The sequence below is a fragment of the Oceanibium sediminis genome (assembly GCF_003265325.1).
GTDB lineage: Bacteria > Pseudomonadota > Alphaproteobacteria > Rhodobacterales > Rhodobacteraceae > Halovulum > Halovulum sediminis.
In genome coordinates this window covers 127,262-141,415 of record NZ_QGNX01000003.1, presented here as the reverse complement: position 1 = coordinate 141,415, position 14,154 = coordinate 127,262, and the positions used below count along the sequence as shown (strand labels likewise).

The following is a 14,154-nucleotide window of genomic DNA, read 5'->3' as shown; positions in this document are numbered from 1 at the left end:
CGCTGAGGGCGGCACCGCCCTCAGCCCGGCGCAGAACGCCCCTAGAACGCCACCTCGAACCCGACGGAACCGCCCAGCGTCCGCTGCGATCCGCTGCTGCCGAGCCCGTCAACATAGCCCTTCACGAAGGTGCTGAAGCGCGAGCCGTCGTTGTAGCGAAGCCCCCCGTCGACCCGGCCGCGTCCACCGCTGGTATTGGCGGCATAGGCCGAGGCAGCCCCGCTGCCCGAGACGTCCGAGTGGATGTAGGACATGCCCCAGTCGAACCACATCTCACCCGTCTTGATGGGGATCGGCACTTCGAAATCGGCGTCGAGCGACACCTCGCTCAGCCCGATGGTCTGCTCGGGGATCTCGTTGCTCAGGCTGTCGACATAGGCGTCCTGCGTTTCGGAGACATGGCTGTAGGACAGTTTCGGGGCAACGAACGTCCCGCCCGGCAGTTCGTGCCGCCCCTCCAGGTTCAGGGTCGCCAGCAGACGGTCCCCCTCGAAACTGTCGGTGTAGGTCCCGAAGGGCGAGATCTCGTTGGTCGTGGTGCCGTAGAGCACCCGGCCCGACAGGTACACCGGCTGCGCGCCGAGCTGCGTGGCGAAATACGGGCCGACCAGCGGGCCATGCCCCCGGACCACCGCGCCGTTGTCCGCGGTCTGCTCGGACACATCGTATTGCAGCATGGCCCCCAGGATTGCGCCGTTGGCGAACGTCAGGTGCGTCCCCGCGACGGCCAGCCCGTAGGTCATCTCCTCGGTGTCCGAGGTGGTCTTCGAGCCGACGACCGAGAACCAGATCGCGCTGTCCGCCCGGGAATGCAGCACGAAATCCCCCGTTCCCCGCGACAGGGAGGCCGAGAACTGCCCCTGCCGCTTGCTGGTCACGAAATCCATCACGCTCGGCTGGTTCTGCACAAGGCTGCGCGCCCGGGTTTCCATGAAGCTGGAGATCATCTTGCTGGTCTGGCCCGCCGAGTCGATCCGCGACTTCGCCGTGGCCCCGGTGGTGGGCGTGCCCGTCACATCGCGCGCCGCGCCGTCCGCCACCGCCACGGTGACATGCCGATCCCCGTCAGGGGTGATCGTCGCGGTATAGAGCACCGGCCCACCGGACAACCCGCTGGCCGTGCCCCCGGAAACCGAGATGTCAGGCAGATCGAACCCGCTGACCGCTTCGCTGAAGGTGAAGCTGGCCTGCAAGGTGTCGCCAGGCTGGAACGTCTCCGGCAGGCCGGAAATGACCAGCGCGGCGGCGGTTCCATCCTCGGCCACGCGGAAGCGGTTCGAGGCGGTGTTGCCGTTGCCGGTGGCGTCCTGCACCCTGTTGGCGGGCAACAGGACGGAATGGGTGAAGTCGCTGGAGGTGACCTGCACCGTGTAGGCGGCGCCCGACCCGGCCAGCCCCGACAGGGTGGCGTTGTTCAGCGTGAAGTCGCCCGGTTCAAGCCCGGTTACCGCCTCGGAAAAGGTGATCGTCAGCGTGTAGGGGGTCCCGGGGAAGTCCGGCATCCCCGTCAGCGTCACGCTCGGGGCCCCGAAGTCGGCGACCCCGCTCAGGGTCACCGACGGCAGGCTCAGGTTTCCGGAGGCATCCTCTGCCGCGCCCTCCGCCACGGAGACTGAGAACGTCCCGCTGCTCGTCGGGGTGATCGTCGCCGAATAGCTCGCGGCGCTCGTCGCGAGGAAGTCCGACGCGCTGGCGTTCACGGTGGTGATGTCGTCGATAGTGAAGCCCGTCACATCCTCCGAAAAGCTGAAGGTCTGCGTGTAAGGCGCGCTGGTCATCGCCGGTGGCGCGCCCAGAACGACCGTCGGCCCGGTCAGGTCGATGGTGCCGCCCACCGGTGTGACGGCGGTGTTGAGGTTGCCTGCCAGATCCTCGGCCACGCCTGCGGCGACGGAAACGGAGAACGCCCCGTCGCTGGTCGGCGTGATCGTTGCCGTGTAGGTCGACGGACTCGTCGCGGTGAAATCCGACGCGCTGGCATTCACGGTGGTGATGTCGCCGATGCTGAAACCCGTCACATCCTCGGAGAAGGTGAAAGTCTGCGCATAGGGCGCGTTGGTTGTCGTCGGCGGCGTGCTCAGCGTCAGCGTCGGCGCGGTCAGGTCGGCGATCGTGCTGGCCTGGTTGGGGGCGGTGTTCTGAAGCCCGCCCGTGTCCGAGAACTGGCCCGCCACCACATCCACAAGGACCGCACCGTCCGCCAAAGGGGTGATCGTAACGTCATACTGCGTCGGACTGTTTTGCGTCAGGGCGCTGACGCTTCCGTTGACAACTCCGATCGCCCCGAGGCCGAAGCCGGTGACCGGCTCCGAGAAGGTAATCGTCAGCGGGAACGGCCCGTTCGCCTGTGGCGGGTTTCCGGACAGAACGACGCCCGGCGGTATCGAGTCCACGAAGGTGGGGAGGAGGCCGACCCCGTAGGTGAAGTTCCCGGCCGCGTCAGTGGTGGTGCCCTCGGGCAGGGAGACGGCGACATTGCCTTCAACAGTCGGGACGATCAACAGGTCGTAGGTCGTCGCACCCGTTGAAGTCAGAGCGCTCGCCCCACCGCCAGTGACCAAGAAATCCGTCACCTCCAGGCCGATGACCGGTTCCCCGAACCTGACGACAACAGTGTAGGGGCCAGTCGCCTTGCCAGGTGCAGTCAGGCTCACGCCCGGCCGGGTCCAGTCAGTGGTGATATCGAATGTTTCCGATGCGGTATTGCCATTTCCGGCAGCGTCCTCGGCACCGCCCGAGGTCACGCCAATCCGCGACAGGCCTTCGCCAGAGGGGGTAAAATTCGCGGTGTAGGTCGTGCCGGAACCCGACAGCGCCGAGAACGATCCGCCACCCGACACGAGGAAAATATCTTCCAGGCCAAAATCGTTCACGGACTCGGAGAAGGTGAACGTCAGGGGAATCGATGTGGCGTTGGTTGGAAAACTCTCGGAAGAACTGATCGTGACCGTGGGGGGCACCGCGTCGTAGATGTAGCCTTCGTTCACACCGACAACATCGGTGTTCACCAGGGCATTCCCGCTGGTGTCCGAGATGTCGGCGTCCGACCTGAGAATAAGCAGCAGCGAGCCATACGTGTCGGCGAAGTTCACATCGATGACTATGCGATAAACACCGGGATTTATTTGTGTCGAAGAGCCATCAATCGAACTTACCAGACCAGCCGAATGCCCGAGCACGAAATCACCGCTCAGATTGAAATCAGTCACTTCTTCGCTGAACGTCGCTATCCAGACAAACGTGGTCGCAGCCGTCACCTCGGTCTCCGGATTGTCCCGGGTGATCGAAAGCAGGCGCGGCGGCGTTGTGTCCTGCGCGATAGCGGCTTCGGGGGTGGCGACAAGCTGCGCGAACGCGGCAAACAAAGTGACGATCGCAATCGCGACCGCCCGCAGAATGAAATGATACAATTTTCGCCTTTATAATAAATCAATTCGAATCAATGAAACGAATGCCTGTTCACCCAAGGGCTCGTAGAAACATGTCGAGCACCCAAACTTTTTACGTGCCGCCCAGTCGGGGCAGGCCGGGCGGCCCCGCTCAGGCGCCGAAATACCGGCGGGCCAAAATCGCCGCCAATGTTCAAACCCCGGCGACTATAAATCTATTTGCAATTGCAGCAAGGTATTTCGAACCGTTAACCATTGAAATCGTTTCGCATTATTAACCACAACACGTTCAAGGCAGGGTTTTGTAAAACGGAACTTCCGCCCGCGGCCCACGCAAGACGTTGCGAGCCTCCTTCGGACCAGCGTGTCCGCCGCGCTCGGCCTTCGCTCCCTTCGCCGACCATATCGGCCTTGTCGACGGAGGAGGTCTTGCAAGCCCGGCGGCCCCGCTTGGTGGCGCGGCCGCCGGGCAGGAAAACTCAGTATGTCGCCCGGCCGCCGGACAGATCGAAGATCGCGCCGGTGGTGAAGCTGTTTTCCTTGCCCACCAGCCAGCAGATCATCGCCGCCGCCTCATCCAATTCCAGGAAGCGCCCGCGCGGGATCTTGGAGAGCATGAAGTCGATATGCTCCTGCTTCATCTGCTCGAAGATGCGTGTGCGCGCGGCGGCGGGGGTCACGCAGTTCACCGCGATATCCTGCGCGGCAAGCTCCTTGCCGAGAGACTTGGTCAGGCCGATCACCCCGGCCTTCGAGGCGGAGTAGGCGCTGGCGTTGGGATTGCCCTCCTTGCCCGCGACGGAGGCGATGTTGACGATGCGGCCGTAGTTCCGCTCCACCATGGCGGGCACGACGGCGCGGTTGACGTGGAAGGTGCCGAGCAGGTTGATCTCGGTCACGCGGCAGAACTCCTCCACAGGGTATTCGGCCAGCGGCGCGTTCATCCCGGCGATCCCGGCGGAGTTCACGCAGATATCCACACGCCCCGCGCGTTCCAGCGTCAGGGCCATGGCCGCGGACACGCTGTCCCAGTCCGCCACGTCCACCGCACAGGCAAAAGCGCCTCCGCCGATCTGCTCCGCGGCCTGCGCGGCGAGCTCCGCGTCCCGGTCCCAGATGGCCAGGCGCGCGCCGCCGTCCGCCAGCCGGTCCGCGACAGCGCGTCCGATCCCCTGCGCCCCGCCGGTGACGATGGCGACCTGGTCCTTGAAATCTGTCATGTGATGTCTGCCTTCTTGTGTGTGCGCTCTTCCAAATCCCCGCGCCGGTCAGCCCCGACATCGGGGCGCTTCCGTCCCTGTCCCGGTTTTATAGGTCCAGCCGCGCCCCGCCTGCAACTGGCAGAAGTGCCGGGGCGGCCAGCGGGAGCCCTGCTCAGCCCGGGCGGGTGGCGGAGATTTCCCGCTGGCCCTTGTCCTTGCCTGCGCTGGGGGCCATTCTGCGGCCCGGGAAGGGACGCGCCGATGCGCGTCCGCCCCCGGTATCTGCGCCGGACTCCACGGCCCGGGGGCAAAGAGCCCCGGTTGCCGGGGCGTCCGGTCGAACAATAAGAAAGGAATGAAACCGCGATGAAACTGCTTCGATTTGGAGCCGCAGGCGAGGAACGCCCCGGAATTCTGCACGCGGACGGGTCGATCCGCGACCTGTCGGCGCATGTCGACGATATAGCAGGCGACACGCTTCTGCCCGAGCAGCTCGACGCCCTGCGCAAACTGGATATCGACGCCCTGCCGACGGTGCCAGAGGGGACGCGCATCGGCCCCTGTGTCGGGCAGGTCGGCAAGTTCATCTGCATCGGCCTGAACTACGCCGATCACGCCGCGGAAAGCGGCATGGAGGTGCCCGCCGAGCCGATCATGTTCATGAAGGCCAACTCGGCGATCGTCGGCCCCAATGACGACGTGGAAATCCCCCGCGGCTCGGAAAAGACCGACTGGGAGGTGGAGCTGGGCGTCGTCATCGGCAAGACGGCGAAGTACGTCAGCAAGGAAGAGGCGATGGATCATGTCGCCGGGTATTGCGTGATCAACGACATCTCCGAGCGTGCGTTCCAGCTTGAGCGGGGCGGCCAGTGGGTCAAGGGCAAGTCCGCCGACACCTTCGGCCCCATCGGCCCCTGGCTCGTCACCGCAGACGAGGTAAAGGACCCCCAGGACCTGCCCATGTGGCTTGAGGTGAACGGACAGCGCGTGCAGGACGGATCGACCCGCACCATGGTGTTCGGGGTCGCGCATCTCGTGTCCTACCTGTCGGAATTCATGAGCCTGCAGCCCGGCGACATCATCAGCACCGGCACCCCGCCGGGCGTCGGCATGGGCCAGAAGCCGCCGCGCTACCTGAAAAGCGGCGACGTGATGACCCTCGGCGTCGAAGGGCTGGGAACGCAGACGCAGAACGTCCGCTGAAGAGCTACACGACAGGTCGGTTCGGGACAGACCAGCGTCTGCCCGGGCCGGCCGCGCACCTATGGGGCGCGGCGCTTCAGGCGGCGCTTTGCCCTTTCAGCCGCTTGACCAGCGGCAGGATCACGGCCTGCACCACGGGGATCGAGGTCAGGCCGATCGCCAGCCCCACCAGCCCGTCGAGCAGCGCGGTGACGAACCAGGCCGCGAAGCCCTGCATCCGCGGCCCGACCAGGTTAGCCGCCATTTCCGCAAGATCGTGAATCACCGCGTAGGGCTGCTGCCAGCCGAAGCTGACCAGCCCGTGTATCAGGATGGAGCCGCCGACCCAGAGCATCGCCGCCGTCCCAATGGTGGAGACCAGCGTCAGGAACCCCGGCATCCCCTTCACGATGGCGCGGCCCGCCGCGCGGGTCGCGCTGAGCCGGCCGCGCAAGCTCATCCTGAGGCCCACGTCGTCCGCCTTCACCAGCACCGCGACGGAGCCGTAGACGACCAGCGTGATCGCCACCGCGACGATGGCCAGGATCACCCCTTCGATCCACAGGCTGTCCGCCTCGATCGCGGCGAGGGTGATGGTCATGATCTCGGCCGAGAGGATGAAATCGGTCTTGATCGCGCCCGCGACCCGCTCCTTCTCCAGGTGGGCGGGGTCCTGGGGGACGTTCTCGGGCTCGTGGGTGTCTCCGTGGCCGACCAGGACGTGGTGGATCTTCTCGGCACCCTCGAAGCTCAGGTACAACCCGCCAAGCATCAGAAGCGGCGTCAGCATCCAGGGCGCGAAGGCGTTCAGCAGCATCGCCACGGGCAGCAGTATCACCAGCTTGTTGAAGATCGAGCCGCGCGCGATCTTGTAGACGATGGGAAGTTCGCGCGCCGCCGGCAGGCCGTGAACGTATTTCGGCGTCACCGCGGCGTCGTCGATCACCACCCCGGCCGCCTTCGAGCCGACCTTGACCGCCTGCGCGGCCACGTCGTCCACCTGCGTCGCGGCCAGTTTTGCAAGGGCCGCCACATCGTCCAGCAGGGCGAGCAAACCACTCATATCGGATCTCCCTCATCTCTCGGGTGGGTAGGTGGCGCGGATGCGGCTCGGGCCAAGGGCGCGCTCATGCCGGGACCGGCGTCCTGGTCCGCGTGCGGCTCAGAAGCCAGAGCATGATCGCGATGTTCAGCCCGTTCCAGGCGATCCCGTTCAGGAACGCCATCCGGTAGGACCCGGTGATATCGAAGATCCACCCCGACAGCCAGCCACCAAGCGCCATGCCGAGGATCGTCATCATCAGAACGAAGCCGACCCGCGCCCCTGCCTCGCGCGCGGGCATGTACTCGCGCACGATCAGGGCATAGCTCGGCACGATGCCGCCCTGGGCAAGGCCGAAGATGGTGCTGACCACGTAAAGCGACATCATGCCATCGAACGGCAGATAGAAGAACAGCGCAAGCCCCTGCAACGCCGAGCCGATCAGCAGCGTGCGCACGCCCCCCAGCCGGTCCGCCACCAAGCCGGAGACGATCCGGCTGGCCACCCCGCCCAGCAGCATCAGCGACAGCATCTGCGCACCCACCGCCGGGCCATAGCCGAGCCCCACGCAATAGGCGACTATATGGACCTGGGGCATCGACATCGCCACGCAGCAAGCGACTCCCGCCGCGCCCAGCAGCCACGTCAGCGCCCGCGGGCTAAGCCCGGTGGCATGGGCCCGCGCGGCGGCGCTCGCCTGGGCCATCTCATGCGCCGCCTCCGGCACCCGCGCGCGCAGCAGCAGGGCCAGCGGCAGCACCAGCACCAGCGTGCTGATCGCCAGCAGCGTATAGACCGCCCGCCAGCCGCTGTCGGCCAGCACATCCGCCAGCAACGCCGGCCAGAGCGCCCCGGACAGGTAATTGCCGCTGGCCACGATCGCCACCGCGATGCCGCGCCGCCTGTCGAACCAGTGCGAGATATCGGCGATCAGCGGCCCGAAGCCCGCCGCCGTCCCGAGCCCCAGCACCAGGTGCGCGACCGACATCATCAGGACCGAGCCGGCGGCCATCGACCAGACATAGGCCAGCGTCGCCATGACCGCCGCCCCGATCAGGGCCAGCGTGATGCCGAACCGGTCCACCACGCGCCCCATCAGCAGGTTGCCGACCCCGAAGCCGATCATCACCGCCGTATAGGGCAGCGCGGCCCCGGCCCGCGTCGCGCCGAACTCCGCCTCGATCGCGGGCATCACGACGACGATCGCCCAGATGCCGACGTTGAGCACCGTCGCAATGGCCAGCGACACGCAAAGCCGCAGCCAGGCGTAGCGGCTGTCGTGGGGCGCCACGCCGCTCATGCGGGCCCGTCGCCGGGCGCGGGGTGGGCGCGCTCAGACAAGGCTTGCGAACATCCTTATCGCCGTGAACCCGAGGAAGACGGCAAAGGCGCGGCGCAAGGCGGTCTTGCTCAGCACATGGGCCAGCTTCACGCCGTAGGGCGTGGCAAGAACCGTCGCCGGAACGATCAGGACGAAGGCCAGCAGGCTGACGTAGCCCACCGCCAGCAACCCTTCCGGGCGCGACGGGTCGCCAAGGCCCGCCAGCACGAAGCCGATCGCGCCGGGAACCGAGATGATCAGCCCGAAGCCCGCCGCCGTGCCCACCGCCTTGTGGATGGGGTAGGAAAACAGCGTCAGGATCGGCACGCCCAGCGTCCCGCCCCCGATGCCCATCATCGCGGAAAACGCGCCGATCCCGCCCGCGACGGCACCGCCCGCCGGGCCACTCGGCAACTCGTCCGCCAGGGTGCGTTCCACCTTACCCAGCGCCATGTGGAGCGACACGATCAGCGCGATCGTGGCGAAAACCAGGGTCAGGGCCGCGGAACTGACGACACTGGCGAACGCCGTGCCAAGCAGGACCCCGACCAGCATCGGCAGCGCCCACTTGCGCAACAGCGCCGGATCGACCGAGCCTTTCTTGTGGTGCGACATCACCGAGCGGATAGAGGTCGGAATGATCGTCGCCAGAGAGGTGCCGACGGCAAGGTGCATGATGACCCCGGGATCGACCTGCATCGCAGTGAAAATATAGAAAAGCACCGGAACGATCACGATGCCGCCCCCGACGCCCAGCAACCCGGCGAGGACACCGGCGACCAACCCGGTCGCGGCCAGTGCTGCGACGAGCAGCAACGAAAATTCAGCAGGCATTTCGTAGAGATCCTTTTTCGGGGTCGCCGTTACATGCGGCGGCGGGCAGACCCGGCTATGTTCTTGATTGTACCGCCATGGCTGTTTGGTTCGCGTCTCGCGGGGCTATTGGGGAACCCGGCCCGCATCGCGCGGAATTGCGTTGGATGGTTCCAACCGCCCGGGCCCGGCGCCCGGGCCTGCCGGGCCGCTGCGCCTCTGGCGGGGGCGGCGCCGGGGCACGCTGCGCCCAGTCACGGCTTTTCGCCCGTCAGGGCATAGAAATACGCCCCCACGACCGCCACGCCGACGCCGGTGCCCACGGTGATCGCCAGCGGGACGGAGATATTCTCGAGGACGACCAGGTACTCGTTCCCGCCTCCGCCCCTGCCGGTGCGCTTGTCCCAGTATTTCCGCAGCTTGCGCTCACGCGCGACGGCCTTGCGCCTTTTCAGGTCGGCCAGGATCTTTTCCAGCTTCTTGCGCATCGGCCCCTTGTTGACCTCCCGCCAGGACTTTCCGCCGAGGTTGGGGTTCTGGCCCTTGTTGTTGGGAATGAACTTGCCGGTCTTCGCATCCCAGGCGCCGTTGGTGGTGTGGCCGACCTGGCTGAGCCCGGTCTTCCATTTCCAGCGCGAGACGTTGCCCTGCGGCGCCATGCGCGCATCCGTCGCGCCGCTGGCGGGATCGACCCGCCACCAGACGGCGGTGGCCCCCTCGGGTTGCGGCCCGGACACCAGCAGCCAGCCGGCGTCCGCATCCGCCCTGGCGATCCAGCCGCCGCCCTTGGGCGGCTCCTCGACCAGGCCGAGCGGACCGTTCAGCAGGGTGCTGGTGGAACCCACTGCGCCGCCGAAGATGCGCAGCATCGATTCCGCCAACGCGGTTTCATATGCGCTCTGGACGACACCATGCCAGACGCGGATCTCCGCCGCCGCGCCCGGGTCCGGCGCGCCGACCGCCTTCACGCCGTCGATCGCCCAGTCCACCGACATCAGGTCGTCCGGCCCGGTCCCGCCGGAGGTGAACAGGTACACGCGCGGCGCGGTCACCATCGCGCAGCCCATCGGACCGGAGTTCTGTTTCACCAGCGCTTCCGCACTGACCGATTTCGCGTAGGCGTCGGCCCAGATCTGCCAGAGCATCTGGGTTTGGTCCGTCGTCCCCGCTTCGGTGCCCGCCTCGACCTCGGGCAGGTCGAGCACCATGAGCGCCCGCATCGCCGCTGCGCTGAACGGGTCGAGCCCGCCGTGCGAGACGATGATCGTGTGCAGCGCCTCCAGCCCGACCGGCAGCTTTTCACCCTCGTCCGGGGCCATGATCGCGTCGGGCGTCACCTTCCCCGAGACGCGGAGCTCGGGCGGCAGCAGGTCGACCAGCGTGCGCCGCGCGGTGGTCTTCGCGCCGTCGGGCCGGGTCGTCGTCAGCTCCAGCCAGATCGCGGTGACGGGATCGGCACTGGCGCTGCCAAGCCCCGCACCCTTGGCGGGCGGGGCGGGGGTGTCGAAGGTGTCGCCCTGGATCGTCTCATCGTCGATCAGCAGCAGCGGGCGGATCCGCGGCGCCTGGTCCAGCGCCTTGGCGAAGGCCCCGGCAATGCCGCCGCCCGTCCCCGAAAGCTCGGAGGTGAAGCCGAGTTGCACCTTGGCTTCCGCCAGTTCGGAGGCAGGCAGCGAAACCGACAGCACGGGCGCAAGCCCCAGCGCGCCACCGCTCAGGGTTTCCGCCTGGACGGTGAGGGCGACCATATGCGCCGCCGGCGCGGGCGCGGGCGTGCCCCGAGCCAGGCTGGCGCCGACTTCCGCATCGATCAGCATCGGGTCAAGGTCGATCCAGTTCCCGTCGCGGCGCGCCTGCACCCAGGTATGCGGCGCGCCCGCATCGGGCATGGTCGCAACAGCGTCGATCGGCGGCAGGGCCGCCGCCAGCAGCCCGTAGTCGCGCACCGCGCGCGCGTGCATCCGCGCCTTCGCCGGCCCGTCGATCTGGCCCAGCACCAGCGGGTCATCCCCGGAAGGGGCGACGCAGCCGGGAAGTTGCAGCGCTGTCGGGGTTTCGATCCTGGCGGAGACCTTCCGCGCCTCGACCCCAATCTCGAGCAGCATTTCGACCAGCAGTTCCGCCTGGTCCTCGTCGTTGCCGGCGCGGGCGGCGAAGGTCGCCTCCGGCCCCCGCAGGTCGCCCTCGTAGGGGGCCGGGCGCACCTCGTCGCGCACGAAGGCGAAGACCGCCTCGAGCGTTTCCAGGGTCTGGGCCCGCGTCGCAAGGTCGTGATCCACCGGCGCGAAACGCTCCAGCGTCGCGATCGCGCCTTCCAGCCCGGCGCCGTAGTCGAGGTCGCCGGAAATCGGGCTGAGAGCCGGAATCTCGCCGGTTTCGACAGCGCCGGGCGGTGCCCAGGACAGCCCCTGCGCAAGGGCTGGTGCAAGAGGCGGAAGCGCAAGAATGCCGGCAACGCACACAATCTTGTACCAGAGTGAATCGCCCATCGGATGGCCTTTCGCTTCGCCGCTTTACGTCGCGCCAGAGCCTAGCGGCAGTTTGCTTCGGCAATCAACGTGTTTGAGCACAGTTTTTCCGAGCTTCGGCGATTTTCCCGTCTCACTCAGCGCCTTGCACAAACACCCGCTTGGCTTTCCGCGTGCGAGACTGCAATGTCCGGGCGACCCAAGCCTGAAAGCAACCTGCCCATGACCGCCTTCTCTGCCGATCTTCTTGACAGTATCCGTGCCCGTTTCGCGCATGTGGAAAGCTGCCCGTTCCAAGGCCCGCGCGTGTTCTTCGAAAACGCCGGGGGCGCGTTGACGCTGCGCTCGGTCGTGGAAACATCGACCACCTACGCGGCGATCCCCGACAACCAGGGGCGGGACAATCCCGCCTCGCACGCGCTGGTGAAGGTGATCGACACGGCGAAGGCGGATGCGCGCCAGTTCTTCAATGCGCCTGATGGGGCCATCTTCGTCGGCGAAAGCGGGACGGAGCTGACCTTCCGCCTGATCAGCGCCGCGATCCTTGGAGCCGCGGAGGGCGGCGTCGTGCTCGGCAGCACGCTGGAGCACCCCGCCTCGCGCAGCGCCTGCGCGCGCTGGGCCGGGATCGCGGGCAAGCCGCATGTGCTGGTGCCCCACGACAACGCCACCGGCACCGTCACGGCGGCGGATTACCGCAAGCACCTGACGCCGGACGTGCGCGTGGCGACGATCATCCACACCTCGCCCGTGACGGGCATGGGGGTGGACGTTGCCGCCATCGCCGCCGAGATCCGCGCCGTCGCGCCAGAGGCGTTCATCATCGTGGACGGGATCCAGCACGCCAGCCACGGCGGCATCGACATCGCGCACTACGGCGTCGATGGCTACGTGATTTCGCCCTACAAGGTGTTCTCGCGCCACGGATACGGGCTGGCCTGGGCGTCGGAGCGGCTGGCCGCCCTGCCCCATGACAGCCTGGTCGGCGGGCCTGCCGGGAACTGGGAACTCGGCACCCGCGACACCGGATCCTATGCCACGTTTTCCGACGTGGTGGAGTATTTCCGCTGGCTAGGAGGACAGGTCAGCGACGCCACCGATCCCCGCGCATTGATCGAAGCGGCGGGCGCGGCGATCCATGACCATGAGCAGGCGCTGACAGACGCGATGCTGCACGGCACCGGTAACCTGAAAGGGCTCGCGGAACTGCCCGGCGTGACCGTGATCGGCGGTATCGACAATCTCGCGCGCGAAGGGCTGGTTTCCCTGATCGTGGAGGGGATGCCGTCGGTCGATGTGGTGGCGGCGCTGAACGCGCAAGGCATCCGGGTGCACGTGCGCAAGGCGGATCACTATTCGGGCAACATCCTTGACCCGCTAGGCCGGGATTCCTGCGTGCGGGTGTCGCTGTGCCACTACAACTCGCCCGCCGAAGTGTCGCAATTCCTGAGCGCCATGGCGGGGATCACCGCCGACGCGGCGGATTAACCGCCGAGCAGCGCCACCGCGTCGGCAAAGAAGTCGGGGCCGCCGAAATTGCCCGATTTCAGCGCCAGTGTCAGGGCGTCGCCAGCCCTGACCGCCGGCACGCCTGGTGCGATTTCAGGTCCGATGGCCAGCGAGGTCAGGTCCAACCCCTCGACCACCGCGCCGGAGGTTTCGCCCCCCGCCGTGACCAGCCGCGTGACCCCCGCCGCGACGAGGGCGCGCGCGACCTCTGCCATCAGCGCCTCAAGCCGGTGGGACACCTCGGCCCGCCCGAACCGGGTCTGCATGGAGCGCACCGCCTCCGGATCGGCAGAGGAATAGATCAGCGGCACCCCGTCCTGCGCCATGGCCCAGGCGACCAGGGTCTCGGCGCTTTCGCTACTCTCCATCACCGCGGGTACGTCGATTTCGCGGGCAGGCGACCCGCTGTCGCGGTGGCGGGCGACCTGTTCCCGGGTCGCGACCGAGCAGGACCCGGACAGGATCGCCGCGGGCCCCGGTTGCGGCCGCCAGTCGCCCCCTTCCCCGGAGATCAGGCCTTCAGCCCGGAAGTTGTCCGGCAGGCCCAGCGCGATGCCCGACCCGCCCCCGATCAAGGGTCGGTCGGCGGCGGCGCGGCCCAGAAGCACCAGATCCTCGTCCCGGATCGCATCGGCGATCACCATACGATGCCCGGCCGCCTGCTCGCGCGCCAGTGCCGCGCGGATGGCCCCGACACCGCCCCGTATATCGGAGAAACTGATATGCCCGACGCTGCCCTTGCTTTGCGCGGCCAGCACCCGGCGCAGGTCGGGGTCCGTCATCGGCGTCAGGGGGTGGTTCTGCATCCCCGATTCCGACAGCAGCGCATCCCCGACGAACAGATGACCCTGGTAGACCGAGCGCCCGGTGGCCGGAAACGCCGGGCACATTATAATGCGATCCGCGCCAAGGCGGTCTGCCAGCGCCTCGGCCACGGGGCCGATGTTGCCCTCGGGCGTGCTGTCGAAGGTCGAGCAGTACTTGAACAGGTATTGCCGGCAGCCCTGCGCGGCCAGCCATTCCAGCGCCTCCAGCGAAAGGCGGATCGCCTGCTCTGCCGGGATCGAGCGGGACTTCAGCGCGACGATCCCCGCCTCAACCTCCGCTTGGGCGGGGACCGTGGGCGTGCCGACATACTGAGTGACGCGCATCCCCGCGCGGGTCAGCGTGTTGCCAAGGTCGCTCGACCCGGTGAAATCATCGCCAATACAGCCGAGAAGCATGGTCC

Annotated in this window: 10 protein-coding genes; 3 read left to right on the top strand and 7 right to left on the bottom strand. The window is 67.3% G+C overall.

What is annotated here, in order from left to right; all coding sequences use genetic code 11:
• Positions 1–41: 41 nt before the first annotated feature.
• Complete coding sequence (locus tag DJ029_RS09180; protein WP_157966330.1) at positions 42–3,092, bottom strand: Ig-like domain-containing protein; 3,051 nt, start codon at positions 3,090–3,092, stop codon at positions 42–44.
• A gap of 75 nt (positions 3,093–3,167) precedes the next feature.
• Between DJ029_RS09180 and DJ029_RS21730 the strand changes: the two genes are divergently transcribed.
• Positions 3,168–3,425 (top strand): hypothetical protein, encoded by a 258-nt coding sequence (locus tag DJ029_RS21730; RefSeq protein WP_157966329.1) that lies wholly within the window; start codon positions 3,168–3,170, stop codon positions 3,423–3,425.
• 443 nt (positions 3,426–3,868) lie between these two features.
• On the opposite strand, the gene DJ029_RS09175 is transcribed toward DJ029_RS21730, so the two are convergent.
• Positions 3,869–4,609, bottom strand: coding sequence for an SDR family NAD(P)-dependent oxidoreductase (locus DJ029_RS09175; RefSeq protein WP_112322134.1), 741 nt, complete (start codon positions 4,607–4,609; stop codon positions 3,869–3,871).
• A 348-nt stretch (positions 4,610–4,957) separates the two neighbouring features.
• Between DJ029_RS09175 and DJ029_RS09170 the strand changes: the two genes are divergently transcribed.
• A complete protein-coding gene (locus DJ029_RS09170; protein WP_112322133.1) occupies positions 4,958–5,794 on the top strand; it encodes a fumarylacetoacetate hydrolase family protein in 837 nt (278 codons plus the stop codon).
• A gap of 76 nt (positions 5,795–5,870) precedes the next feature.
• Here DJ029_RS09170 and DJ029_RS09165 read toward each other — a convergent pair whose 3' ends face one another.
• The 4 genes from DJ029_RS09165 to DJ029_RS09150 all read right to left on the bottom strand — a co-directional run bounded on the left by DJ029_RS09165 (position 5,871) and on the right by DJ029_RS09150 (position 11,438).
• Complete coding sequence (locus tag DJ029_RS09165; protein WP_112322132.1) at positions 5,871–6,836, bottom strand: DUF808 domain-containing protein; 966 nt, start codon at positions 6,834–6,836, stop codon at positions 5,871–5,873.
• Between the two features lie 64 nt (positions 6,837–6,900).
• The gene (locus tag DJ029_RS09160; RefSeq protein ID WP_112322131.1) at positions 6,901–8,115 is read right to left on the bottom strand and encodes an MFS transporter; all 1,215 of its coding nucleotides are present in this window, start codon (positions 8,113–8,115) and stop codon (positions 6,901–6,903) included.
• Positions 8,116–8,148: 33 nt separating this feature from the next.
• Positions 8,149–8,970 carry a sulfite exporter TauE/SafE family protein gene (locus DJ029_RS09155; protein WP_112322130.1) on the bottom strand — a complete coding sequence of 274 codons (822 nt, stop codon included), beginning with the start codon at positions 8,968–8,970 and terminating at the stop codon, positions 8,149–8,151.
• Positions 8,971–9,203: 233 nt separating this feature from the next.
• Positions 9,204–11,438: a transglutaminase domain-containing protein gene (locus DJ029_RS09150; protein WP_112322129.1), complete on the bottom strand. Its 2,235-nt coding sequence runs from the start codon at positions 11,436–11,438 to the stop codon at positions 9,204–9,206.
• Between the two features lie 201 nt (positions 11,439–11,639).
• Here DJ029_RS09150 and DJ029_RS09145 point away from each other — a divergent pair, with 201 nt between their 5' ends.
• Positions 11,640–12,905, top strand: a complete 1,266-nt coding sequence (locus DJ029_RS09145) for an aminotransferase class V-fold PLP-dependent enzyme (protein ID WP_112322128.1) — start codon at positions 11,640–11,642, stop codon at positions 12,903–12,905.
• Here the strand turns inward: DJ029_RS09145 and otnK are convergent.
• The gene (gene otnK / locus DJ029_RS09140) at positions 12,902–14,149 is read right to left on the bottom strand and encodes a 3-oxo-tetronate kinase (protein WP_112322127.1); all 1,248 of its coding nucleotides are present in this window, start codon (positions 14,147–14,149) and stop codon (positions 12,902–12,904) included. The genes DJ029_RS09145 and otnK overlap by 4 nt on opposite strands.
• Between the last annotated feature and the right edge of the window lie 5 nt (positions 14,150–14,154).

Bases quoted from the DNA above. Each gene is read 5' to 3' on its own strand.
- DJ029_RS21730 (WP_157966329.1), top strand. From the start codon at position 3,168: ATGCCCGAGCACGAAATCACCGCTCAGATTGAAATCAGTCACTTCTTC.
- DJ029_RS09170 (WP_112322133.1), top strand. From the start codon at position 4,958: ATGAAACTGCTTCGATTTGGAGCCGCAGGCGAGGAACGCCCCGGAATT.
- DJ029_RS09150 (WP_112322129.1), bottom strand. From the start codon at position 11,438: ATGGGCGATTCACTCTGGTACAAGATTGTGTGCGTTGCCGGCATTCTT.
- DJ029_RS09160 (WP_112322131.1), bottom strand. From the start codon at position 8,115: ATGAGCGGCGTGGCGCCCCACGACAGCCGCTACGCCTGGCTGCGGCTT.
- DJ029_RS09165 (WP_112322132.1), bottom strand. From the start codon at position 6,836: ATGAGTGGTTTGCTCGCCCTGCTGGACGATGTGGCGGCCCTTGCAAAA.
- DJ029_RS09175 (WP_112322134.1), bottom strand. From the start codon at position 4,609: ATGACAGATTTCAAGGACCAGGTCGCCATCGTCACCGGCGGGGCGCAG.
- otnK (WP_112322127.1), bottom strand. From the start codon at position 14,149: ATGCTTCTCGGCTGTATTGGCGATGATTTCACCGGGTCGAGCGACCTT.
- DJ029_RS09155 (WP_112322130.1), bottom strand. From the start codon at position 8,970: ATGCCTGCTGAATTTTCGTTGCTGCTCGTCGCAGCACTGGCCGCGACC.
- DJ029_RS09145 (WP_112322128.1), top strand. From the start codon at position 11,640: ATGACCGCCTTCTCTGCCGATCTTCTTGACAGTATCCGTGCCCGTTTC.